We start from the raw sequence: 22,468 nt of genomic DNA, 5'->3' as shown, positions 1-22,468 counted from the left end.
AGCCTTAGAAGGAGTTGAAGAGAACCTGAGTCATCTTGTCAGCGGAGCTGATGGTCTTGGCGTTGGCCTGATAGTTGCGCTGAGAAGTCATCAGGCTGACCAGCTCCCCGGTCAGATCCACGTTGGAGCCCTCATAGGCCCCTGCGGTCAATGACCCCATGGTCCCTGTGCCAGGGGCACCCAATACCGGCTGGCCAGAGCTGAACGATTGCTGCCAGGTGGTGTTGTTGGTTTGCAGCAGGCCGTTGGGGTTGGTGAAGTTCGCCATCACCACCTGGCCCTGCAACAGGCTCTGACCGTTGGTAAAGGTGGCATAGACACCACCATCGGCATCCACCCGCACCCCGGTCAGATCGCCGGCCGCATAACCATTTGACTGGTTGCGCGTGGCGTTGAAATCTGAGGCGTACTGACTGACACGGGCGATATCGACCTGCAGGGAGATCTTTTCAGCGCCGGGCGGGGTCAGGTCCAGGACCGGGGAGGTCGTCGGAGACTTCAGGGTACCGTTGGTGTTGAACTCCAGCGTCACTGGTGTGCCTGTCTTGGTGCCATTGAAGGCATAGTTGACCTGCCAGGTGTTGTCGGCCGTCTTGACGAAATACTGGGTGACGGTGTGCTCAACCCCCAGAGAATCATACACCTTGCTGGACTGGGAATAGCTGAAGCTGTCCGACTTGGCTGGGTCGAACGGATGGGCTGTCTGGTCGATCACGCCGGCATCGGCCTTGAGGTTGGCGACGAACTCCAGCTTGTCGGATGGTTTGGCAGGCAGGCTGCCAGCCTTGACCTGAATGTCTCCCACCACGCCGGACTGCAGTTCGCCCGCATCATTGGTGGTGTAGCCTTGCAGCCGGGTACCGCTGGCGGTGGTCAGGTAATTGTTAGGATCCCGCTGGAACATGCCTGCCCGGGTATAGGAGGTCTGACCGTTGCTGTCCTTGAGTACAAAGAAGCCGCTGCCCGAGATCGCCAGATCCAGCCCTCGACCGGTATGGGTCACGTCACCATTGCGGTCGAAGTTCTGGGAAACGTTGTTCATCTCGACCCCGCCCGCCTGACCGCCACCATAGATGGCAGCAAACTCGGCACGGCTTGACTTGAAGCCGGCCGTGCTGGCGTTGGCCACGTTGTTGCTGATGACACTCAATTCCTGGTTTACGGCGCGCAGGCCGCTCAATCCGATACTGAAAGACACAGTTTCGCTCCTATCTGATTACGCCGATTTGCCGAACTGGATGGCGCTGAAGAGAGGGACATCGCCCACTCCGGCCACCTGTAACATGATTTCGCCTGTACCAGGCAGGGTGACCCGCTCTACCGTGCTGGCCACATAATTCTTGGTAGTGGTCGCCACACCGTTGAGCGAGGCTTTGACCTCGAAGCTATATTCACCGGCAGGCAAAGGCGGCAGTTCATAGTCGAGGCCACCGGCCTTGCTCTCACCCCAGTTCTTGGTTGCAACCAGGGTGCCGTGCTCGTCATACACCTTGAGCTCAACCTGATCGGCTGCACCGGCCAGCTCCACCTGCCCCCGGATCGCTTTTTCATCGCTCTTGGTCAGTGTCTTGCTCGGAACCATCACTTCCTTGTCGATCAGGTCCGTACTCTGCAGTACCTGCTGGGTATCCATCATGTTGATGGACTTCTGCTGCAGGACTTTCAGGCTTTCCACCCCTTCCACCATGCTGAACTGGGCCAGCTGGGTAACATACTGGGCACCATCCAGGGGGTTGGTGGGATCCTGGTTCTGGATCTGGGCAACCATCATCTGTAGGAATTCGTTACGCAACTGCATACCGCTCTGAGCATTCTGGCCGGCAGCCGTGTTATTAGGGGCTATCTCCGGTGTCGTGTTGCGCTGGCTGGTGCTGCGGGCCGTATCCAGACTGCTTACCTGAGGCAGGCTCATGGCTTACACTCCCTGACCCAGGCGCAACAGACCCTGCTGCATGCTGTTGATACGGTTGATCACCTCGACGGAGGTTTCAAACCCACGGGAGGCACTCATCATGTCGGCCATCTCCTCCACCGCGTTGACGTTGGAGTAGTAGACAAAGCCGTCCTGATCAGCCAGGGGGTTGGTGGGCTCAAGACGCTTCTCGACCTGACGATCCGATTGCACTATGCCGGCAATCTGCACCTGGGCCGACCCCAGCGACTCGGCATCCTGCACCCGCTGATAGAGGGTGGAGAACACCGGCTTGATGGCACGGAAGGCAGCCTCTTCACTGCCCGCAGCACTGTCCACGTTCGCCAGGTTGGAGGCAACTGTGTCCAGACGAACGGTTTGTGCTCGCATTGCACTACCGGCAATGTCATAGATGCGATTGAACGACATAATCAGCGGCCCTCGATCGCCTTGGCGATCCCGGTAATTTTCATATTCAGAAAGGTGAGACTGGTCTGGAAATCAGTAGCATTGTTGGCAAACTTGCTCTGCTCGACGCTAAGTTCGGCGGTGTTGCCATCCATCGATACCTGATAGGGAATGCGATAGAGAGGATGCTGCATGTCATTGGCCATGCTGCCCTGTGCAATGGCGGCACTCTCGTCTCCCGCTGCAACTTGCTGCGCGACACGCCCCAGAATCGTCTTATAATCGACATCCCGGGCCAGATAACCTGGGGTATCTACATTGGCCAGGTTGCCTGCCAGGATACGCGCCCGATCCGCCCGCACATCGAGGGCATAAGGGTGTACACCCAAAGCGCTGTCAAATGAGATACTCATGCTTCATCCTTCTATGAATCAGTCAGACCGGTGCACTCTTTATCAAGACTCATGCCAACCATGAAGAACCTTTATTTCCGCTGGTTACAGCGTCAACAGTGGCTGATAACACGGATAAAAGGGGAAGCACTGTTTCCCGTATGGAAGCGAAGCAACGTGCTGGCCCTGTGGCTACTGTCATGGCCACTGCTGGCCGAGCCAACCGCCCTGACCCGGCAGCTTGAAGCGCTGTTGCAGGAGGATGCCAGCCAGGCCCTGCATGCCTATCTGCAGCAGCAGGGCTGGCCAGCGCCCGAAGCGGAATATCAGGTCTGGATCTCCCCGGCAGTCACCCATCTACCCGACTGCTCGCAACCTATCCGCCTGCAGGCCGGCGGTCAGTACCGTCAGCCCTGGGGACGACGACCCTATCTGGCAAAGTGCGTCGACCCGGCCTGGCAGATCAGGGCCAGGGTCGAGGTGACACTGATGCTGCCGGTCTGGGTGACGGCGCAGGAGTTGCCGAGAGGCCATGTCATCCGACCGGGCGATCTCATCGAAAAATCACTTGAGGTCAGCCGGTTGCAACGTGGCTTTGTGCCCACCTCAGAGTCTCTGGTGGGCAGCAAGAGCAACCGCAACCTGCGGATGGGTCAGCTGATTGGCGAACTGGATTTGCAGAAAGCCTGGGCCATACGGGAAGGTGAAGGGGTGTTGATCCGGGCTAGCCAAGATGGATTTTCCGCCACCACGCGGGGCCGAGCCCTGGCGAACGGGGCCATCGGCGAGGGAATTCGGGTGAAAAATCTGAGTTCAGGCAAAGAAATCCAGGCCTGGGTGATCGACAAGGGGGAAGTTGAAACCCGTTTTTAACGCAAAGCACAGGTTTGATTTAAGTTACATCGACCTTGGGTCGCTTGTCATAGATAGACCATCAGGAATTGACGTTATGAAGATCACACGCACCGACCCGCTCTATGTTCAGGCCCAGCTGCAACGCAAGCAGGAAGCGCCATCCACCCCGTCGCAGCCACGCGCCAGCCAAGCTGATGCCCAGATCAGCACCACGGCCCAGTTCGTGAATCAGGCGAGGGCCGAGCTGGCTACGACTTCCGACGTGGATATGGACAAGGTCAACCGGATCCGCCAGGCCATCAGCGAGGGCAAGCTCGAACTCGACATGGATGCGCTGGGTCAGGCCATTCTGGACATGCATCGTCGATGAGCATGGACGCCAAGCAAAGGGTCAAAGAACTGATCCTGGGCATTCAGCAAGACAGCACCCGCTATGTCGCCCTGCAACAACTGCTGCTGCGCCAGCATAGTCTGCTGGCAGCTCACGACGTCGACGCGCTGGCTGAACATAATCAGCAGCAAACACAACTGATGATGCAGGTGCAGCAACAGGCGCAGCAACGCTGTCAGCATCTGCTGGCGCTGGGATTGAAGCCTGATGAAAAGGGGATGGCGGCACTCATCGAAAAACTGCCTGCCAACCTGCAACACAAGGTTGCCAAACAGTGGCTGCAGCTGGAACAGCTGTTGCAGCAATGTCTGCGTCAGAACGAGCTCAACGGCCGCTTGCTGGCCGGCCAGATAGAAACCATCAATACGCTGCTGGGTCAGGAACCCGCCTATGGGCAGCAGGAACGCTTTCCGGATTAATCCCTACTCCTCTTTCATCATGCGATGTCGCAGACTGGCCAGCTCATCCAGCTGGCGTTGATCGCGCGACTCCAGCTGCCGCTGCTGTGCCTGTTCACGTTTATCCAACAGCAGTTCCAACCCTTTGACCCGACCAAACTGTTTAAGCACCTCTCCCTCGTGTCGCTCCAGATCGAGTCTGGCCAGAGCAGACTGCTGCATTTGATGGGCCAGCAGTTGCCGCAGCTGACCATCCATCTGATGCTTGTTCTGCCACAACAGAGGGTGAAAAGTTGCCGAACCACAGTGCAATGAGCCAATGACCTCCTGCAACCGCAATGCCCGCTGCTCTTCCCGCATGGCATCTTCCCGCAGTCGTTGGCGCTCCTTGCCCATGTTTTCCAGCGCATCCTGCTGCAAACCAAGATAAGACTTCAGCACGGTAGCCCCTTATTGCCTTCCGAGCACTTGTCGGAGCCCGGTGGTGACCTGAGCGAGGGGAGTCTCTTCGTGGATGCCTTGCTGCAGGAAGGCGGCAATAGCTGGATAACGCTGCACGGCTTCATCCATCTGGGGATCGGCGCCCGGCTGATAACCACCTAGCGGCAGCAATTCACGCACCTGCTGATAGCGACCCCACAATTGACGCAACGTGACGGCCAGTTGTTGCCATTCGGCAGGCACCACTTGCGGCATTACCCGGCTGACCGAGGCACCAATGTCGATGGCTGGATAGTGACCTTCCTCCGCCAATCTGCGGGTCAACACTATGTGACCATCCAGAATGGCGCGAGCCGAATCCACGACCGGATCCTGCTGATCATCCCCCTCCGCCAGCACCGTATAGAAGGCGCTCAGGGAACCATCCGGGTGCGTACCATTACCGGCTCGCTCCACCAGCTGGGTCAGCATGCTGAATACCGAGGGTGGATAACCTCGAGTCGCGGGCGGTTCCCCTATTGCCAGGGCTATTTCACGCTGGGCCTGGGCATAGCGGGTCAGAGAGTCCATCAACAGCAACACATCCTGACCCTGCTCACGAAAGTACTCGGCGATACGGTGGCACAGCTGAGCCGCCCGCAGCCGCATCAGTGGTGACTGATCTGCTGGCGCCGCTATCACCACGGCGCGAGCCAGCCCTTCCGCCCCCAGGCTGTGCTCGATGAACTCGCGTACCTCGCGTCCCCGCTCACCAATCAGGCCGACGACGACTATCTGGGCGGTGGTATTGCGGGTCATCATGCCGAGCAACATACTCTTGCCGACCCCCGAGCCCGCAAACAGGCCCAGCCGCTGCCCCTTGCCGACCGTCAGCAAGCCGTTGATGGCACGGATGCCGACATCCAGCGGCTCACGGACCGGTGTACGCAGCAAAGGGTTCGGGGGGGAAGAGAACAGCGCCACATGCTCCCCCTCATCGCGCAGCGGCCGGCCATCCAGTGGTTGCAGCAGGCCATCGACGACACGACCCAGCAGGTGTTCACCGACCCGAATCGTCTCTTCACCGTCGATGGGTAGCACCCGGGCTCCGGCATAGAGACCGCCCATCGGTTGCAGCGGCATCAGATAGGAGACATCGCGGTTGAAGCCCACCACTTCAGCCAGCAATGGCGTGCCTGTCGCAGTATCGACCCGGCAACGCTGACCCATCACCAGCTGGCAGCCCACCACCTCCAGCGTCAACCCCGTCACCCGCACCAGCCGGCCATAGCGGCGAAAGCCGGGGACATCGTCAAAGCTGTCCAGCGCCGATGTGAGCGCCTGTTGCAGGGCTTCATGCATCCTGGGGCAATTCCAGTGTGCTGTTGAGCTGCTCCATGCAGGCGGCAAGACGTTCGCTCGTGTTGACCTCTATGACCGCCGCCCGGGTCTCCAGGCGTGCATCGCCTATGCCCAGTGCCGGGTCCACCTGCAATGGCCACCCCTCGCAGCGGGTCACCCCCTGCTCTGCCAGTCGCTGCCGATCCCCTTCGCTGAGATAGATCACCAGTTCTTCCGAGGTAGCGGGCAGGCTCGCCAACGCCTGTTCTACCTGTTTGAGCACCTGTTGCGGATTGAGCGTAAATTCGGCCTGGATCACCCGCTTCGCCACCTGAGCAACCAGCTGGGCCACCAGTTCCTTCTGTTCCTGCATTCGACTGCGGGTCAGGGATTCCCACTGCGCCTGCAATTTGGCAAACGGCACCATGGCCTGATCGAAAGAGGCTCGCCCTTCCGCCAGTCCCTGGGCAAACCCGCGGGTTTGCCCTTGTTGTAGCCCCTTCGCCTCCCCTTCCACCAGCCCGCTGGTCAGGCCCTGCTGGTATCCTGACTGATACCCTTCATCGTGTCCTTGTTCCAGCCCCTGCTGATAGCCGAATTCGAATTGCTCCTGCTGGCTCTGTGCCTCTTCTCCACTCTGTCCCAAGGATGGGAAACGGTAGAGGCGGGTGGCTCCCGCCGCCAACTTGCGCACACTGTGGCTCATGGACGCCTCCTGTTAATTGACGGTGGGTTCTTCGAATAGCTGGAATTCGACTTCACCCTGCTCCACCAATTCGCGGACCAGCTGCATCACCTCTTCGCGGGCCTGTTCGACCTTGCGCAGAGAGACGCTGCCCTGTCCCTGGATCTGGGCTTCCAGCGCCTGTGCCATCCGCTTCGGCATGGCTCCCAGCACCACCTTGCGGAAGCTGGCCTCGGTATTTTTCAGTGCCAGTGCCAGCAGATCGCCTGGCAGTTCCTGCACCAGACGCTGCAGGGTTTCGTCGGTCTGACGGCGCAGCGCCATGAAGTCGAACATGTTTTTCTCGATTTCCAGCGCCATGTCGCCATCGTGTTCGCGCAGCAGAGAGAGCATCTGCTCCTTGTCACCCTGATAGCGGTTCAGAATGTCCGCAACCTGGCGCACCCCGTTGACCTTGGCTCCCGACTGATCGGCAACATAAGCCAGACAACGGTCCAGGGTCAGACGCAATTCTCCCAGCACGTGTTCGCTGACACTGTTGAGACTGGCGACACGAACCAGCAGATCGTCGTGCACCGAACCCGGCAGAGCATCCAGCACGGCGGATGCCGTCTGCGGGGGCAGGAAGGCCAGCAACACTGCCTGCATCTGTGGATGTTCATTGCGGAAGAAGCGGGCAAGCACCTCGGCAGGCACCCACTGCAAACGCTGGATGTCCTGGCTCATCACGTCGCCATACAGGCTGTCGAGCAGGCTGCGGGAGAGACGCTGACCCAGCGCCAGATCCAGCGTCTGTTCCAGATACTCGCGTGAGGCGCTGCCGATGCCGCTCTGTTCACGGTACTGATTGAAGAACTGCTGCAGCGTCCACTTGGCTTCCATCGAACTGACCCCAGACAGGCCAGCCATCTTGGAGATAAGCCGTTGTACCTCATCACGGGACAGCTTTTGCATCACCTTGGCGGCGGCCTCGGTCCCCATGCTCAGCAGCAGAATCGCGGCCTTCTCCAGATTGTCGATGTCGATATCGACGGCGTTTTGGTTCAGGTTAACGTTGTTCATTGCCACTCACCCATGATCTGACCACTTCCGCGACGCGCGCCGTGTCTTTTTCCACCAGCAGTTGCAGGTGTTTGAGCTGTACTTCAAGTTCGGAGCCAGGCTCTGGCAAAGCCTCCAGATCCAGTGAGGAGAACTGCGGTTCCATCTGGTTGTCAGAGCGGATCAAACCATTGCCCATCGCGGGGGCAGCCAGAGCCGCATCATCATCCCGGCGCATGGAAAGACCCACTGTCGGTTCCAGCTGCTCATCCTGCTCTTCGGTCGCGGTTTCCTCCGGCAACTGCTGGGTACGCACCAGATGTTTGACCAACGGTCTGATGCCGAAGAACACCAACGTCAGGCCAAGCAGGCCGCCCACCAGGTAACGCAGAGAGTCTTGCCAGTACGGGGTTTCCCACCAGCTCGACTCGGGCGGGGCGATCGGCACGGCACCGGTAAAATCGAATACCTGCAGGCTGATCTGATCGCCACGGGTATCGTCAAACCCTACCGAACGTTCCACCATCTGCCGGATCTGCTCCAGCTGCTGCTCATTCCAGCCACCCTTGGGGGCACTCTGCAGGTTCAGCAAGATGGAGACATTCATCTTCTCCAAACGACCTTGCTGGTAGCGGGTGTGCACTATGGTGCGGCTGTTTTCGTACTGCTTGTTGACCTCTTGGCGCTCGGAACGAGAATCGTTCTTCTGGGCTTCTGCACTGGCCGCCCCCTGATTCTGGGCTGGTTGTTCAGTCTTGGGTGTCGTTTCGGGCGGGCGATTGGACAAGGCGCCGGGGATCCCCAATGCCAACGCATCGATGGTTTTATCTGACTTGCTGGACTCCTTGGTGACCACGCCCTGTGGATCCAGCTGTTGCTGGGTCTCCTCTACCGCATTGAAGTTCACGTCGGCAGCAATCTGTACCCTGAAGTTGCCGGTACCCAGCATGGGATAGAGCATGTCGTTGGCGCGCTGACGGATGTACTGCTCCAGCTTGCGTACATACTCCATCTGCTGCACGCTCTGCTTGCCAAAGCCAGCCTTGTCCCCCAGTTCGGCGCTGAGCAGCTGACCAGCCTGATCCACTATGGTCACCGCCCCCGGCTTCATGCCGGAGATGCTGCCAGCGACCAGATTGGCGATCGCTTCAACCTGTCCAGGCTCCATGGCCTGACCAGGCTGCAGGTCCAGCATGACGGACGCACTGGGCTTCTCTTCATCCCGGCCAACGAACAGTGTCCGCTTGGGGATCGCCAGATGCACGCGGGCGCTGCGCACTGCATCCAGTGAAATAATGGTTCTCGCCAGCTCCCCTTCCAGCGCATGCCGGTAACGGGCTCCCTCCATGAACTCGCTGGTCCCGAGGCCAGTCACATTGTCCAGCCCTTCCAGACCGGCTGGCATAGCGGCCCTCACCCCTCTAGCCGCCAGCGCCATGCGCACATGGGCAAGCTGATTTTCCGGCACCAGGATCTGGCCGGAGCTCTTCTCCAGCCTGAATGGTACCTGCTCTTTCTCCAACATCTCCATGATGTTGGCCGTGTCATACAACTCCTGCTTGCCGTAAAGAGGGACGTAGTTCTTGCTGGAGGTCCACAGGATCACCACTATGGTGCCCGCCACGATGGCGGCGAGCAGCGCTATGGTCAGGATGGATTTGTTGTCGCGGGACAGACTGCGCCAGTTGCGCAACCCCTCCTGGACGCGTGTTCTGAAGGAATCCGAAGCCCCTTGCGGGGACGTTACCAGTTCAGTCATCACTTACCTCAGAGTGGCATACGCATAATGTCGTCGAAACCGGTCATCAGTTTGTTTCGCACCTGCATGAGGGCGGAGAAACTGAGGCCCGCTTTCTGGCTGGCAACCATGGCACCAACCAGATCATCGCTCTGACCCGCATCCACGGCAGTCATCAACCGTGAGGCGATATTTTGTTGTTCGTTGACCCGGCCAACCACATCGCGCATGGCGTCACCGAATGATACGTTCGAGACATCATTTGATTCGATAACAGGGGTTTGGCTGGCGACTCGCTGCATCTCCTGCATCTGCTGCAAGAGCGTCACCTGTGATGACATCATTTCAATCTTCACTCGGTTTATCCCTTAGTTTTGAAGCTGCTGCTCAATATCTATGCCCTGCTCACGCATGGCCGCCAGCTTGTATCTCAGTGCCCGGGTCGTCATCCCAAGGGCTTCAGCCGTGCGGGTCCGATGGCCGCGAAAGCGGCGCAAGGTCTCTAGTACAAATTGAAATTCTGCGTAGCGGCGAGTCTCACTCAGCCCTTCCGGGGCGGAAAGCACTTCCGACAACGCATCGTCGGATTCAATGGTGTAACTGGGCAGCATCAAATCGACGGCCTGAATATGCAATCCGCGAGCCATGATTAATGAACGTTGTATGACATTGTCCAACTCCCTGACATTGCCGGGCCAGCCGTATGTCAGCAGTTGCTTGCGTGCATTTTCACTGAGGCGATAGCCCTGCTGCGGGGCATGCAGTTCAATGAAGTATTCCGCCAGCGGTAATATGTCGTCGGGGCGCTCGCGCAATGCAGGCCAGCTCATGGGTAGCACATCGAGGCGGTAAAACAGATCCTCCCGAAACTGACCTGCCGTGACGAGGGTGCGTAGATCCTTGTTGCTGGCGGCGATGATCCGGACATCCAGCGCAATGGTTTGGTGGCTGCCGAGCCGTTCAACTTCTTTCTCCTGCAAGACCCGCAGCAATTTTGCCTGCAGCGTCAACGGCAGTTCGGAGATTTCGTCGAGCAGCAGCGTGCCTCCCTGGGCCTGCTCGAATTTCCCGGCCTGGGCTCCCGTTGCACCGGTAAACGCGCCCTTGTTGTGACCAAACAGAATGGACTCGAGCATGGATTCGGGGATAGCTGCGCAGTTGATGGCAACGAATGGTCGACCGGACCGGCTGGACATATCGTGGATATAACGGGCCAATCGCTCCTTGCCGGTACCGGACTCACCACCAATCAGAATGGTGGCAGGGGTCTTGGCCGCGCGGCGGGCCAGTTGCAGTACCTGCAGGCTCATGGCGGAGACAGCGATCAGATTGGGAATGGATTGACGCAAACGCAGCGCCCCCTTCACCGCATCAACCATCTGCTGGCCACTGAAGGGTTTGATGATGTAGTCGATGGCCCCCGCCCGCATCGCTTCCGCTGCAAGATAGGCTTGATGTTCGTTGACCAGCACCATGCAATCAGTACCACTGAAATCATGTACCAATTGCGGACCAGCTTCGGTCATGGCATCCATATCGAGCAGGATCAGATTAACTGAATTATCAGCGAGAATTAATTTTGATTTGCTGATGGAATCGACACAGGAAATGTTATAGCCATGGGCCAACAATATTCCTGCAATATCGTTTCCATTTGATAACGAAGAGCCAATCAATAACAAATGGGGAGCACTCTCAATAGCGGTTGGCCTTGAGTTTTTTTTAGTAGATAAATCCGAAAGCATAGGAACCCGAACCCGTGATTGTGGACAAACCAATCAACAGAACTGATGTGTCAAAAATAAAAGCGCACCATCCCCAAAAGGCGCCAAAAAAGACGTCATCTATTGGGTGAGAAGTGATATCAAGGCGGTGACAATGGCCTTGGTAACCCCGCTATCATTAGCATTCCTGCTATTAGACCGGAGGCTTTGCGTCCTGACTTTTCAGTTCAGTTTGCCTTTATCATGCGACTGTCCGTATTGGGACAATGCGGCACCACCTATTCGGTGGGAGCTGCATGGCACATGTGAATTGTTATATTTGTTATTTATCTTTAACATCAACTGCGTCAAAAACAGTCACATCATAACGGCTTCCAATGACAATTCAAGTAGATATGCGGAATATCATCTTCCCGTCAGTTCATTAACATGGCAGTTCCGCTTCAGCCCAAGGTGCCAATAACTTCCACCCGTAAATCCTCCGGAATTTCATTATAAGAGAGCACTTTGAGGCCTTTTGAAAATGAACGGGCATAGCGTGCCATCAAGGGGCGAAGTTGAGGCATGACCACCAACACGGGAGCATGTCCCTGCTGTTGCAATTGCTCCTTCACCAGCGGCATGTTTTGCTGCAATTGCGCCAGCAACTGGGGATCAACCGGAAAACTGTCCAGCTGGATCTTGCCTTGCTGCTGGGACTGGTTCATGGCCGCCAGCAAGGTTTGCTCCAGCCGATCATCCAGCGTAAAGGTGGCCAGTACATCCCGGTTGCCGATGGCCTGTCTGACAATCTGGCGCTTGAGTGCACAACGCACATCGGAGGCCAGCAGAACCGGATCCTTGGTCAACTCACTCGCATCCAACAAGGTAGTGGCAATAGTGCGGATATCGGTCAGACTGATCTGCTCCTTGAGCAGTTGACGAAAAACTCGCAATTGCTGCATTTGGGTCAGCGCCAGATTCAGTTCTTCCGCCAGCCGAGGAGACTGGGTAGCCAGGTGCTGGCCAAGCTTGCCGACCTCGTCATGACCGAACAACCCATCCAGCTGCTCCCTGAGCAGCTTGCTTGCATGAGTGGCGATGACGGTCGCAGAATCAACCACCGAGTAGCCCAGGTTCAGCGCCTTGGCCTTGTTCTCAGGCGAGATCCAGACTGCACTCATGCCATAGGCCGGATCCTGAGTCAGCTCACCGTCCAGCGCACCATAGGTTTCACCACTGCTGATCGCCATCAACCGCTGGCAATCTACGTTACCGGTCGCCAGCCCTACACCTGACAGCTTGATCCGGTATTGATCCGGCTGCAGTTGCAGGTTGTCACGTACCCGGATTTCGGGCAGCAGAAAACCATACTGTTCTGACAAGGTTTTACGAATGCCCCGCACCCGCGCCAGCAATTCAGCCCCCTTGTCGGCCTCAGCCAGTGGTACCAGCCGGTAACCCAGTTCAATGGCAACCGCATCGACCGGCAGCAAATCCTGCCACTCCAGCCCCTGCGGTTCCGGCTGGACCAGCTGACGAGTCAATTCTTGCGCGGCATCCAGATCCGGTTCATTGGCCCGACGCTTGCTCACGCTCCAGCCAGCCCAGGCCAGTACGGCAGCGAAGCTGAGGAATGCCAGCATGGGCATACCGGGTACCAGACCCAGGATCAGCATGATGGCAGCCGCAGTGTAGATTACCCGGGGCGATGCCAGGATCTGCTGACCCACCTGATCAGACATCTCTCCTTCATCACTGACCCGGGTCACTATGATGGCCGCTGCAGTGGACATCAGCAGGGAGGGGATCTGGGCAACCAGACCATCACCGATAGTGAGCAATGCATAGCTCTGGAACGCTTCAGCAACAGGCAGAGAGTGCTGGAAAATACCGATGGCCAAACCGCCAACCAGGTTGATGATGAGTACCAGCAGACCGGCAATGGCATCACCACGCACGAATTTGGACGCGCCATCCATCGCACCGTAGAAATCCGCTTCCCTCGCGATCTCATCACGCCTTGCTCGCGCCTGATGCTGATCCATGGTGCCGGCATTGAGATCGGCATCGATCGCCATCTGTTTGCCCGGCATGGCATCCAGAGTAAAACGGGCGGATACCTCGGAGATCCGCTCTCCCCCCTTGGTGATCACCACGAAGTTGATGATCATCAGGATCACGAAGACCACCAGACCGACGACATAGTTGCCACCGATCACTACCTCACCAAAGGCTTGAATGACCTTGCCCGCGGCCTCATGCCCTTCATGACCATGCAGCAACACCACCCGGGTAGAAGCGACGTTCAGCGACAGTCGCATCAAGGTGGCAACCAGCAGCACGGTCGGAAACACGGAAAAATCGAGCGGTCGACGAGCCGAGACAGAAACCAGCAACACCAGCACTGCCAACACTATGTTGAATGTAAACAGAGCATCCAGCAGCCAACCCGGCAGAGGCAGGATCATCATGGCCAGAATGGCCAGGAGCATCATGGGGATCGCGGTATAGGATTTGGTCAATACACGCCAGTTCACAACTTACCTCTCAGGTTGACGTAACTCGGGCGGCACATGCAAAGGCGCAAGAGGATTGGGTTTTTTCCCCTTGCCAGCCGCATAGGCCCGTAACTGCAATACATGGTTCAGCACATAGGCGACCGCGGTATAGAGGCCTGCCGGCACCTCCTGGTCCACCCGGGTGGAGTAGTAAATGGCCCGGGTCAGCTCAGGCAGACTCATGACCATCTTGTCGTGCTGCTTTGCGACCTGACGGATCCGTTCCGCCATGCCGTCGACCCCTTTGGCAATCACATAGGGTGCATTGGCCCGGGCAGGGTCATACTTGATGGCCACCGCATAATGGGTCGGGTTGACGATGATCACATCAGCCTGCGGCACACGCTGTTCAATGCGCGCCCTGGCAAGCATCCCCTGAACCTGGCGGATCTTGGCCTTTATCTCGGGTCGGCCTTCGCTATTCTTGTGCTCATCCTTGACCTCCTGCTTGGTCATGCGCAACTGCTTGTTCAACGACCAGCGCTGATAGGGCACGTCCAGCACGGCAATCAGCATCTGCACGGAACCAAGCAAAATAAATGCCTGCGAAAGAATGCGCAGCGCCTGCTCCATCGCAGCCTGGGGAGGCATACGGTTCATCATCATCAGCAAGGGCCACTGGTGCTGCAACATCAAGGCCAGCGTCGAACCAATGAGCAGGATTTTGAGTACCGACTTGAGCAGTTCCATCATGCTGTGAGACGAGAACATCCGTTTAAGCCCTTTGAGCGGATTGATTTTTTCCGCACTGGGCAGGAGTTTCTTCCAGGTCAGTACCATGCCGCCCGGAACAATGCTGAGCATCACCAGCAGCAAGGCCAGAAAACCGAACAGAGGCAGCAATACCCACAACATGCTGAGCAGGGCTTCTGCCGTCCAGTGAAGCATCATCTGGGGATCCCGGGCCCCCTGCCAGTCGAAACGCTGGGGGCGTTTCATCAACTCGGCAAAGAAGTTGCCGAAGCTGGGCACCATCCATTGCATGGCTAGCCCCCCCAGCAACAGCAGCCCGGCCGAGCTCAGCTCCTTTGAGCGCGCAATTTGCCCCTCTTCCCGTGCCTTGCGCAGTTTCTGGGAGGAGGCCTCTTCGGTTTTGTCCTGAGCGCTGTTCTGGCTCATGAAGGTGTCAATGCCCTGAGCTGTTCCAGCACATAGGTCACCAGATCAAGGTAACGAGCCGGTACGCCGCTGATGGAAATGGCCATGGTCAGCAGGCCCAGCATCAGTGTCATGGGAAAGCCCAGCGAGAAAATATTCAGAGAAGGGGCAGTTCTGTTCATCACCCCGAAGGTAAGGTTGACCATCAACATGGCAACCACGGCCGGCAGAGTCAGGATCAGGGCGGCCCCGATACTCCAGCCAAACAGACCGATGACGCCCTTCATATCCAGCAGATCGAGCGAGGAGCCGGGTGGCCAGCTCCGCAGGCTCTGCACCAGCACGTCCAGTGTAACCAAGTGCCCGTTCAGGCCGAGAAACAACAATGAGCAGAAGATAAGCATCAGCTGGCTGACGATGGGGGCCGTATCTCCGTTGCTGGGATCATTCATCACCGCCATCGCCAGACCCATCTGCATGGAGAGGATCTGACCGGCCATGGTCATGATCATGAACAGCATCTGGACACAAAGCCCGAACAGCAGTCCAAACAATAACTGCTCTATGGTCAGCACCAGCGCGCCCGTGCTGAAAGGGTCGACCACGGGCATGCCCTTGAGCATGGGCGCCAGCAGCAGGCTGATGATGAAGGCAAGAAATAGACGAACCTGAGGCGGCAACCGGCCATCACCGAAGATGGGCATCACCCAGAAGGCGGTGGCGATCCGGATAAACGGCCACCACCACTGCCCCAACCAGGCCGTCAGGTCGGCTGCGCTGAGGGACAGCAGAGAATTCATCCGATCAGTCCGGGTATCTTCAAAAACAGATCGTGGAACAGGGTAGTGATTTGGGAGAGCAGCCAGTTTCCGGTAAAGATGAGCGTCATCAGGGTTACCAAAAAGCGAGGCAGAAAGCTGAGGGTCTGCTCCTGGATCTGTGTTGCGGCCTGGAACACGCTGACGATGAGGCCGATGACGAGGCCAGGAATTATCAGCACCGACACCATCACCACGACCAGGTTGACGGCACCGCCAACCAGCGCAACACTCTGCTCCGGCGTCATGTCAGCCTCCCCCGCCAAAACTGGCCGCCAGCGTACCGACCGTCATCGACCAGCCATCTACCAGCACGAACACCATCAGCTTGAATGGCAATGAAATGATAAGAGGGGACAACATCATCATCCCCATCGCCATCAGCACGCTAGCCACTACTAGGTCGATCACCAGAAAGGGGATAAACAACATGAATCCGATCTGGAATGCCGTATTCAGCTCGCTCAGCACAAACGCCGGCAACAAGACACCAAACGGGACGTCGGCCTTGCTGAGGGTGGTGGGTTCACCGGAGATCCGCAGCATCTGCTCCAGATCCGGCTCCCGGGTCTGGGCCAGCATAAAGTGACGCAGCGGTTTTTCAGCCCGGGCCAGCCCTTCCGACAAGGTAATTTCGTTCTGATCGTAGGGAACAAACGCGTTCTGATACATATCGGTCCAGACCGGACGCATGATCACCAACGTCAGGATCAGGCTGATGCCGATCAACACCCTATTGGGCGGGCTTTGTTGCAATCCCATCGCCTGCCGTAAAATAGCCAACACTATGATAATACGAGTAAAACTCGTCATCATCAGCAACAGTGTCGGCAGCAATCCCAACAGGGTCATGAAGAAGAGGATCTGCAACTTGATGTTGTAGTCCTCGCCGCCACCAGCCCCAGGCAGTACTGAGAACAGCGTCATATCCGCCCCCCAGCCGGGCAGCGAAAACAACAGCAGAGCAAACAGCAGATGGCGCATCAGTCGTCCATGCCACCCAGCAGATTGGTGTCGATCACATCTACCAGACGCAGGCCATATTTGCCGTTGACCACGACCACTTCGCCTTTGGCAAGCAGTCGGCCGTTGACTCGAACATCCAGCGGTTCACCAGCCAACTTGTCGAGCTCGATCACGGCCCCTTCTTCAACACGCATCAAATCACCAAGAGGTACTTCGGTGCTGGCCACTTCCAATGTCACTTTGACCGGGATCTGGCGAAAAAAGGAGAGATCACGCTGCTTGCTGCTACTGGTGGGGGACATGTAATCGGCGGCACTCGGCATGCTGATATCATCACCAAACAGTTGATCCAGTCCATCCAGGTCCAGCGGGTCGTTCATATTGTGCTCGTTCATGATGTGATTATTCCTCTACAACTGTCGCGACCTGATAGACCAGGTTGCCTTTATGTTCGGCGACTCGTCCGCTGAAACAGGAACGATTGCCAATCAGGGCCGGAACTACCTCCGGTAGATCCAGCGAGAGCACATCGCCTACCTTGAGGCACTCCAGATCGGCCAGTGTCATGGAGAGTTGCCCCATGACCACGCGCAACCGCACTGGCACATGTGTCAATGCCTGCTCCAATGCTCCATCCTGCAAATCATGTCCCACAGAGCAACCGTTACTCTCGGCAGGTGGTACCAACCAGAGCCGCCAATCATGGGCAAAACTGCCCACGGTCAGGTTGGCCTCTGCCATCCACAACCGTGATTGCGGTAATGCATCGCGGGTAATCAGGGTCAGCTGCCAATCAAGATCGCCCAATCCCAGACATGAAGACCAGATGTCGACCTGATATTGGCAAAGACGCAGCATCAGTCGCTGCTCGGTATCGGTCAGCCCTTTACCATGGGAGGGAGCCTCGCTCTGGTCGCGCAATGCACCACCAAAAAAGAGCACGGCCAGGCGATATATGACGGCAGGCGAGATAGAAAAATAGGCAACCCGATGCGCATCGAGTGCACTGCGAGCTTCAACCCAGATCAGACCGTCGTCATGCTCCGGGGATGCCAGCACGGTGAACTCCTGATAATTCAGCTCACAATCTGCACTATTGAAAAGTTGGGCCATACACCCTGCCGCTTGCAGAGAAAAGGTTCCCAACAGGGCATTGATTTGTTTGAGTCGTTCCTGGTCGGCACGTTCAATACCAAGAAGATCGTAATGGGGAAGAGTTTTGCCCCGCTGTGCACAGAGCAACCGGGAAGGTGTGAGCATTACGCCGCTTGATGACATTCAAAATCCACCTTAGCCATTCTTATTTCACCTTACAGCCACAAAGGCGTCTATCAGGCCAGTCATGTGATCGGTACAGATAGTCCAGCCGACTTAGAGCGACCAGAATGGGCGAGAACTTTATTACAAAACCCTAAAAGGCGCCACGCACCAGGCCCGCAACTCCATAATAAAAATCCCGGCACCAGAAGGTGCCGGGATTGGTTGGTATTTGCATACCTTGAATAGGTCGGAGTCGGCCTGTAAGCCGGGTTCTGTACCGGGTTGCCCCGGGTAGCAATCATTCCTCTAGGCCAGCAATCGCTCGCTGGCTCAAGCAACCTACCCGCCCCCAACGCGGGCCGCGCCAATAGGGGCCTATTTGGTCTTGCTTCGGGTGGAGTTTACCGTGCCACGAACTGTTGCCAGTCGCGCGGTGCGCTCTTACCGCACCCTTTCACCCTTACCTGATCCCTTGCGGGCCATCGGCGGTTTGCTCTCTGTTGCACTGGTCGTAGGCTCACGCCCCCCAGGCGTTACCTGGCACCCTGCCCTATGAAGCCCGGACTTTCCTCCCCTCCGCCCGTCTGTCCCGAGGGACACAACGACGAAGCAGCGATTGCCCAGCCAACTCCGGGCGCGGATTATAGCCTTGTCCGGCACCTCGGGTAAACCTGCAATTGAGTTTTGACCGAGTTAATCGCATTCGGGGCCAGGCCAGACGGCCTCCGGCCTGCATTTATCCGCCTCAGTAATGTTCGAGACCGTACTTGTAGAGCGCGTTCTTCTTCACCCCGTGGATCTCGGCGGTGAGCGCCGCCGCTTTCTTCAATGGCAATTCGGCCACCAGCAGCCCAAGGGTACGGATCGCCTCGGCCGGCAGTTCCTCTTCCGTTTTATTGGCGCCCGCAACCACCAGCACGATCTCGCCGCGGCAGCGATTTTCGTCCTCACCCAGCCAGACCAGCATTTCGGAGGCTGGCAGACCGTGGATCGACTCAAAGGTCTTGGTCAGCTCGCGGCACACCACCACCTGGCGTTCGCCGAGAATGCGGGCGATTGCTTCCACCGTGTCCTGCACCCGACGCGGGGATTCGTAGAACACCAGTGAGCGAGTATCTTCGATCACTGCCTGCAAACGGTCGTCACGGCCCTTGCTCTTGGCAGGCAAAAAACCTTCGAAGGCAAACCGGTCGGTGGGCAGCCCGGCCGCGGAAAGTGCCGTGATGGCAGCGCAGGGGCCGGGCAGCGGTACTACCTTGACCCCGGCTTCGCGACAACGGGTGACCAGGTGATAACCAGGGTCGCTGATGAGTGGCGTACCGGCATCGGAAACCAGAGCCACGCTCTTGCCCTCTTTTATCCGGCCGATCAGCACGTCCGCCTTCTGCTGCTCGTTGTGATCGTGCAGCGCGAAGGTGGGCACCGAGATTTGATAGTGGCTGAGCAGGATGCCGGTATGGCGGGTATCCTCGGCTGCCACCAGATCGACACTGCGTAAAATGTCCAATGCACGCTGGGTAATGTCAGCCAGATTGCCGATCGGGGTGGGGACTATGTACAGGGTTGGGATGTCACTCATGGGAGCTCCGAGTGTCCCGACAATTGTGTCGCCATATTGGCCCGTTTACACTATGGAGAATTTCAACACTGGTCGGGGAATGAACTTGAACCGGGTTACAAAGCAGCTAAGTGTATCACGACTCTTCGGCATCCTACTCGCGGCAGTACTGCTTGCCGCCTGTGCGTCGGAGCCCAATCAATCAGCCGGACAATCCGGCATGCCGTCGGCCTTCTCGGATCTGACCAAGAATGCCCAGTGGTATCTGGCACAGGTGGACCCGGCCAAACCAGCCGAAGCCTTCACCTGGCAGGTGATGGCGGCGCGCAGCTATCTGGCGCTCGGCCAGGCCAAGCCGGCCGCGGCCCTGTTCCAGCAACTGCAGAAGCAGGGCCAGAGCGCCGAGCAAAAGGCCCAGTTGCAACTGTTGCAGGCTCACCTGCTGCTCGCTCAGGGCAACGCCAACCAGGCGCTGATCCTGCTGGAGGGCAAACCCGAGGTGGCGCTGGATGCCGATACCCAGAAGGACTGGTATCGCCAGCGGGTGGTGCTACAACTGGACATCAACAACAAGTTCGGGGCCGCCAAGTCGCTGATCCTGCTGGAGCCCTATCTGGCCCAGAATGAGCTGGCCACCAATCATCAACAAATCTGGTCACTGCTCAAAAGCATGACCCCCTCCACCCTGCAGGCACTGGAAGAGGCGCCGGCTCCCGACGTGACCACCGGCTGGCTGCGACTGGCAGCGCTGGTGAACGAGTTCGGCGCCCAGCCCAATCAGCTGGCGCGCCAGCTCGCTGGCTGGAAGCAGGCCTTCCCGAACCACCCGGCCCAGAAAGACATGCCGGCGGGTCTGGGTGATCTGGCGACCAGCAACATCAATACCCTGCAGCAGATCGCCGTGTTCCTGCCGCTCTCGGGCAACCTGGAACCGCAGGGCGCCGCTATCCGCAACGGCATGCTGATGTCTTACAAGGAGAATCAGGGCCAGTTCACCCTGAACTTCTACGACACCCAGACCAAGGCGATGGGCGAGCTCTACAAACAGGCGATTCAGGAAGGGGCCAACATGATCATCGGCCCGCTGCTCAAAGACCGGGTCGAGGAGCTGCTCAAGTCCAATCCGACCGTGCCGGTGCTGGCACTCAACGAGCTGGACAAGCCGATCGTCAATGACAACACCTTCTACTTCTCCCTCTCCGCCGCCGCCGATGCAGCGCAGGCCGCCCAGTACCTCTACGGTCAGGGCTATCGCAAGCCCCTGCTGATCGCCGCCCAGGGCCGGATCGGTTATGGCAGCATCAAGGCGTTCGAACAGGCCTGGGCCACCGTGAGCCAGGACAAGCCGGTCGTCGCCACCTTCGGCGCTCGCAACGAAGTGCAGGGCATGGTCAAGAACGCCCTGAGCGGTCGCTCCACCACCCGGGCCGGCGAAGTGGTGCAGCTTGCTGACACTGCGCCGCGCAGCATCGACGTGGTCTATGTGGTCGCCAACAGCCTGGAGACCCGGATGATCAAGCCGTATGTGGACATCTCGGTCAATCCGATGGGCAGCCTGCCGATCTACAGCAGCTCGCGCAGCTATGACAGCGCCACCACCGAAGTAGCTTCCGAGCTCAACGGCATGCATATCTCCGACATGCCGCTGCTGCTGGGTGGTTACGAGAAGCAGCGCGAACAGATCGCCCTGCTCTGGCCGCAAACCCAGGGTGACCTGCTGCGTCTGTTCGCCCTGGGCTACGATGCCGTGGCGCTGGCGGAAAACCTGCAGCAGATGCGCAAGGTCAATGCCATGCAGCAGCCGGGCATGAGCGGCCAGCTGAGCGTGGATGCCAGCGGCAACATAGTGCGGGTACTGGACTGGGCCACCTACCAGAATGGCAAGCTGGTCAGCGACAGTGCTATGCCTCAGCTCGAGGGAGCCCCCCATGAAGGGTCTATTGGCACGGATGCACCAGCAGTGGCAGAACCTGTTCCCGTCAGCACCGAGCAAGGGACAGCACTTTGAACAGCTAGCGGAACGCTGGTTGCAGGCCCGCGGCCTGCAACCCGTGACCCGCAACTACCGCTGCCGGGGCGGCGAGATCGATCTCATCATGCGCCAGGGGGAGACCCTGGTGTTTGTTGAGGTCCGCTACCGTGCCCAGACCAGCCATGGCGGCGCCGCCGCCTCGGTCACCCGGCGCAAGCAGCACAAGATCGTGCTGGCAGCGCGCCACTATTTCAAGCAACATGCCATCAACGAGGCCAGCCAGGCCTGCCGATTCGATGTGATCGCGTTCGAGGGCGACCAGCCAGACTGGCTCCAGAACGCATTTTAAGAGGACCCCATGACTGACCGCATCAAAGAGAACTACACCGAGAGCATCCAGACCAAGATAGCCGCCGCCGAGGCGCTGCCGGATGCCATCCATACCGCAGCCCAGATGCTGACCATCTGCCTGCTCAATGGCCACAAGGTGATGGCATGCGGCAACGGTCCTTCCGCAGCGCTGGCCCAGCTGTTCATCTCGGAATTGGTCAACTGCTACGAAACCGAGCGCCCTTCCCTGCCCGGCATGGCGCTGACCCCTGACATGGCCACCATCAGCGCCATCGCCACCGACCACGGTTTTGAAGAGGTGTATGCCAAGCAGATCCGGGCACTCGGTCAGCCCGGCGACATCCTGGTGGTCATCACCACCACCGGCAACAGCCGCAGCCTGATCAAGGCTGCCGAGGCCGCCCTCTCCCGCGACATGACCATAGTGGTGCTGGGTGGTGGTGACGGCGGCGAGATCGCCGGCCTGCTCGGCCCCAACGACGTGGAGATCCGGGTACCGTCGGCTCGTCGACCCCGCATTCTGGAAGTGAACCTGTTGACCCTGCACTGCCTGTGTGATCTCATCGACCAGACTCTTTTCCCGCAACAGGAAGATTGAAA

25 protein-coding genes, 1 other RNA gene and 1 riboswitch are annotated in these 22,468 nt (G+C 58.2%); of the genes, 6 read left to right on the top strand and 20 right to left on the bottom strand.

The genetic code is table 11. The features are described 5' to 3' along the window. Positions 1-4: 4 nt before the first annotated feature. From flgEL to lfgB, 4 genes are read right to left on the bottom strand one after another with little or no spacing between them, the layout of a single operon-like run. Complete coding sequence (gene flgEL, locus ACB032_RS09680; protein WP_371137841.1) at positions 5-1,198, bottom strand: lateral flagellar hook protein FlgEL; 1,194 nt, start codon at positions 1,196-1,198, stop codon at positions 5-7. A gap of 18 nt (positions 1,199-1,216) precedes the next feature. Then, a complete protein-coding gene (locus ACB032_RS09675; RefSeq protein ID WP_029304692.1) occupies positions 1,217-1,912 on the bottom strand; it encodes a flagellar hook assembly protein FlgD in 696 nt (231 codons plus the stop codon). Positions 1,913-1,915: 3 nt separating this feature from the next. After that, a complete protein-coding gene (gene flgCL, locus ACB032_RS09670) occupies positions 1,916-2,341 on the bottom strand; it encodes a lateral flagellar basal body rod protein FlgCL (protein WP_017409402.1) in 426 nt (141 codons plus the stop codon). Between the two features lie 2 nt (positions 2,342-2,343). After that, complete coding sequence (gene lfgB / locus ACB032_RS09665) at positions 2,344-2,733, bottom strand: lateral flagellar basal body rod protein LfgB (protein ID WP_005305804.1); 390 nt, start codon at positions 2,731-2,733, stop codon at positions 2,344-2,346. 51 nt (positions 2,734-2,784) lie between these two features. On the opposite strand from lfgB, the gene lfgA reads away from it, so the two are divergent. From lfgA to lfgN, 3 genes are all read left to right on the top strand, one after another. Further along, positions 2,785-3,585: a lateral flagellar basal body P-ring formation protein LfgA gene (gene lfgA, locus ACB032_RS09660; protein ID WP_371137840.1), complete on the top strand. Its 801-nt coding sequence runs from the start codon at positions 2,785-2,787 to the stop codon at positions 3,583-3,585. Positions 3,586-3,661: 76 nt separating this feature from the next. After that, entirely contained in the window at positions 3,662-3,937 is a 276-nt protein-coding gene (flgM, locus tag ACB032_RS09655) for a flagellar biosynthesis anti-sigma factor FlgM (protein WP_017782423.1), read from the top strand. A gap of 2 nt (positions 3,938-3,939) precedes the next feature. Then, positions 3,940-4,377: a lateral flagellar protein LfgN gene (lfgN, locus tag ACB032_RS09650; RefSeq protein WP_301271279.1), complete on the top strand. Its 438-nt coding sequence runs from the start codon at positions 3,940-3,942 to the stop codon at positions 4,375-4,377. A 3-nt stretch (positions 4,378-4,380) separates the two neighbouring features. Here lfgN and lfiJ read toward each other — a convergent pair whose 3' ends face one another. The 16 genes from lfiJ to rsmI all read right to left on the bottom strand — a co-directional run bounded on the left by lfiJ (position 4,381) and on the right by rsmI (position 19,566). Further along, positions 4,381-4,797: a lateral flagellar protein LfiJ gene (gene lfiJ, locus ACB032_RS09645; RefSeq protein ID WP_371137839.1), complete on the bottom strand. Its 417-nt coding sequence runs from the start codon at positions 4,795-4,797 to the stop codon at positions 4,381-4,383. 9 nt (positions 4,798-4,806) lie between these two features. Continuing rightward, positions 4,807-6,138 (bottom strand): lateral flagellar FliI-like assembly ATPase LfiI, encoded by a 1,332-nt coding sequence (lfiI, locus tag ACB032_RS09640; protein WP_106551620.1) that lies wholly within the window; start codon positions 6,136-6,138, stop codon positions 4,807-4,809. Further along, positions 6,131-6,823 (bottom strand): lateral flagellar assembly protein FliH, encoded by a 693-nt coding sequence (gene lfiH, locus ACB032_RS09635; protein WP_043163919.1) that lies wholly within the window; start codon positions 6,821-6,823, stop codon positions 6,131-6,133. The genes lfiI and lfiH overlap by 8 nt, the downstream gene beginning before the upstream one ends. Before the next feature lie 12 nt (positions 6,824-6,835). After that, positions 6,836-7,864, bottom strand: coding sequence for a lateral flagellar motor switch protein FliGL (fliGL, locus tag ACB032_RS09630; RefSeq protein ID WP_017409395.1), 1,029 nt, complete (start codon positions 7,862-7,864; stop codon positions 6,836-6,838). Next, positions 7,851-9,593, bottom strand: coding sequence for a lateral flagellar M-ring protein FliFL (gene fliFL, locus ACB032_RS09625; RefSeq protein ID WP_371137984.1), 1,743 nt, complete (start codon positions 9,591-9,593; stop codon positions 7,851-7,853). Before fliFL ends, fliGL begins: the two co-directional genes overlap by 14 nt. Positions 9,594-9,610: 17 nt before the next feature. Then, on the bottom strand, positions 9,611-9,937 hold the full coding sequence (gene lfiE, locus ACB032_RS09620) for a lateral flagellar hook-basal body complex protein LfiE (protein ID WP_017409393.1): 327 nt from the start codon (positions 9,935-9,937) through the stop codon (positions 9,611-9,613). Positions 9,938-9,949: 12 nt separating this feature from the next. Beyond that, positions 9,950-11,326: a lateral flagellar response regulator transcription factor LafK gene (lafK, locus tag ACB032_RS09615; protein WP_371137838.1), complete on the bottom strand. Its 1,377-nt coding sequence runs from the start codon at positions 11,324-11,326 to the stop codon at positions 9,950-9,952. Positions 11,327-11,464: 138 nt separating this feature from the next. Continuing rightward, a riboswitch (cyclic di-GMP riboswitch) is annotated at positions 11,465-11,552 on the bottom strand. Between the two features lie 196 nt (positions 11,553-11,748). Next, positions 11,749-13,824 carry a lateral flagellar biosynthesis protein LfhA gene (gene lfhA / locus ACB032_RS09610; protein ID WP_026080271.1) on the bottom strand — a complete coding sequence of 692 codons (2,076 nt, stop codon included), beginning with the start codon at positions 13,822-13,824 and terminating at the stop codon, positions 11,749-11,751. A 3-nt stretch (positions 13,825-13,827) separates the two neighbouring features. Further along, entirely contained in the window at positions 13,828-14,964 is a 1,137-nt protein-coding gene (gene flhB / locus ACB032_RS09605; protein ID WP_039213938.1) for a flagellar biosynthesis protein FlhB, read from the bottom strand. Continuing rightward, the gene (lfiR, locus tag ACB032_RS09600; RefSeq protein ID WP_017409389.1) at positions 14,961-15,743 is read right to left on the bottom strand and encodes a lateral flagellar biosynthetic protein LfiR; all 783 of its coding nucleotides are present in this window, start codon (positions 15,741-15,743) and stop codon (positions 14,961-14,963) included. The genes flhB and lfiR overlap by 4 nt, the downstream gene beginning before the upstream one ends. Continuing rightward, positions 15,740-16,009 carry a flagellar biosynthetic protein FliQ gene (locus ACB032_RS09595; RefSeq protein ID WP_146061452.1) on the bottom strand — a complete coding sequence of 90 codons (270 nt, stop codon included), beginning with the start codon at positions 16,007-16,009 and terminating at the stop codon, positions 15,740-15,742. The genes lfiR and ACB032_RS09595 overlap by 4 nt, the downstream gene beginning before the upstream one ends. Position 16,010: 1 nt before the next feature. Beyond that, positions 16,011-16,745 (bottom strand): flagellar type III secretion system pore protein FliP, encoded by a 735-nt coding sequence (gene fliP, locus ACB032_RS09590; protein ID WP_017409387.1) that lies wholly within the window; start codon positions 16,743-16,745, stop codon positions 16,011-16,013. Further along, a complete protein-coding gene (lfiN, locus tag ACB032_RS09585; RefSeq protein ID WP_017409386.1) occupies positions 16,745-17,122 on the bottom strand; it encodes a lateral flagellar motor switch protein LfiN in 378 nt (125 codons plus the stop codon). Before lfiN ends, fliP begins: the two co-directional genes overlap by 1 nt. Before the next feature lie 7 nt (positions 17,123-17,129). Continuing rightward, positions 17,130-18,005, bottom strand: coding sequence for a lateral flagellar motor switch protein LfiM (lfiM, locus tag ACB032_RS09580; protein WP_029302030.1), 876 nt, complete (start codon positions 18,003-18,005; stop codon positions 17,130-17,132). Between the two features lie 227 nt (positions 18,006-18,232). Continuing rightward, an RNA gene (rnpB, locus tag ACB032_RS09575) (RNase P RNA component class A) lies at positions 18,233-18,619 on the bottom strand. A 113-nt stretch (positions 18,620-18,732) separates the two neighbouring features. Continuing rightward, positions 18,733-19,566: a 16S rRNA (cytidine(1402)-2'-O)-methyltransferase gene (rsmI, locus tag ACB032_RS09570; RefSeq protein ID WP_011707588.1), complete on the bottom strand. Its 834-nt coding sequence runs from the start codon at positions 19,564-19,566 to the stop codon at positions 18,733-18,735. 199 nt (positions 19,567-19,765) lie between these two features. Here rsmI and ACB032_RS09565 point away from each other — a divergent pair, with 199 nt between their 5' ends. From ACB032_RS09565 to ACB032_RS09555, 3 genes are read left to right on the top strand one after another with little or no spacing between them, the layout of a single operon-like run. Next, complete coding sequence (locus ACB032_RS09565) at positions 19,766-21,553, top strand: penicillin-binding protein activator (protein WP_253627436.1); 1,788 nt, start codon at positions 19,766-19,768, stop codon at positions 21,551-21,553. After that, positions 21,474-21,866 carry a YraN family protein gene (locus ACB032_RS09560; protein ID WP_274277505.1) on the top strand — a complete coding sequence of 131 codons (393 nt, stop codon included), beginning with the start codon at positions 21,474-21,476 and terminating at the stop codon, positions 21,864-21,866. Before ACB032_RS09565 ends, ACB032_RS09560 begins: the two co-directional genes overlap by 80 nt. 9 nt (positions 21,867-21,875) lie before the next feature. After that, positions 21,876-22,466 (top strand): SIS domain-containing protein, encoded by a 591-nt coding sequence (locus tag ACB032_RS09555; protein ID WP_005305871.1) that lies wholly within the window; start codon positions 21,876-21,878, stop codon positions 22,464-22,466. The last annotated feature ends 2 nt before the right edge of the window (positions 22,467-22,468 follow it).

The sequence above is a fragment of the Aeromonas sp. S5(2024) genome (genome assembly GCF_041403025.1).
Lineage (GTDB): Bacteria > Pseudomonadota > Gammaproteobacteria > Enterobacterales > Aeromonadaceae > Aeromonas > Aeromonas hydrophila.
This window is presented reverse-complemented; position numbering and strand designations above follow the sequence as displayed.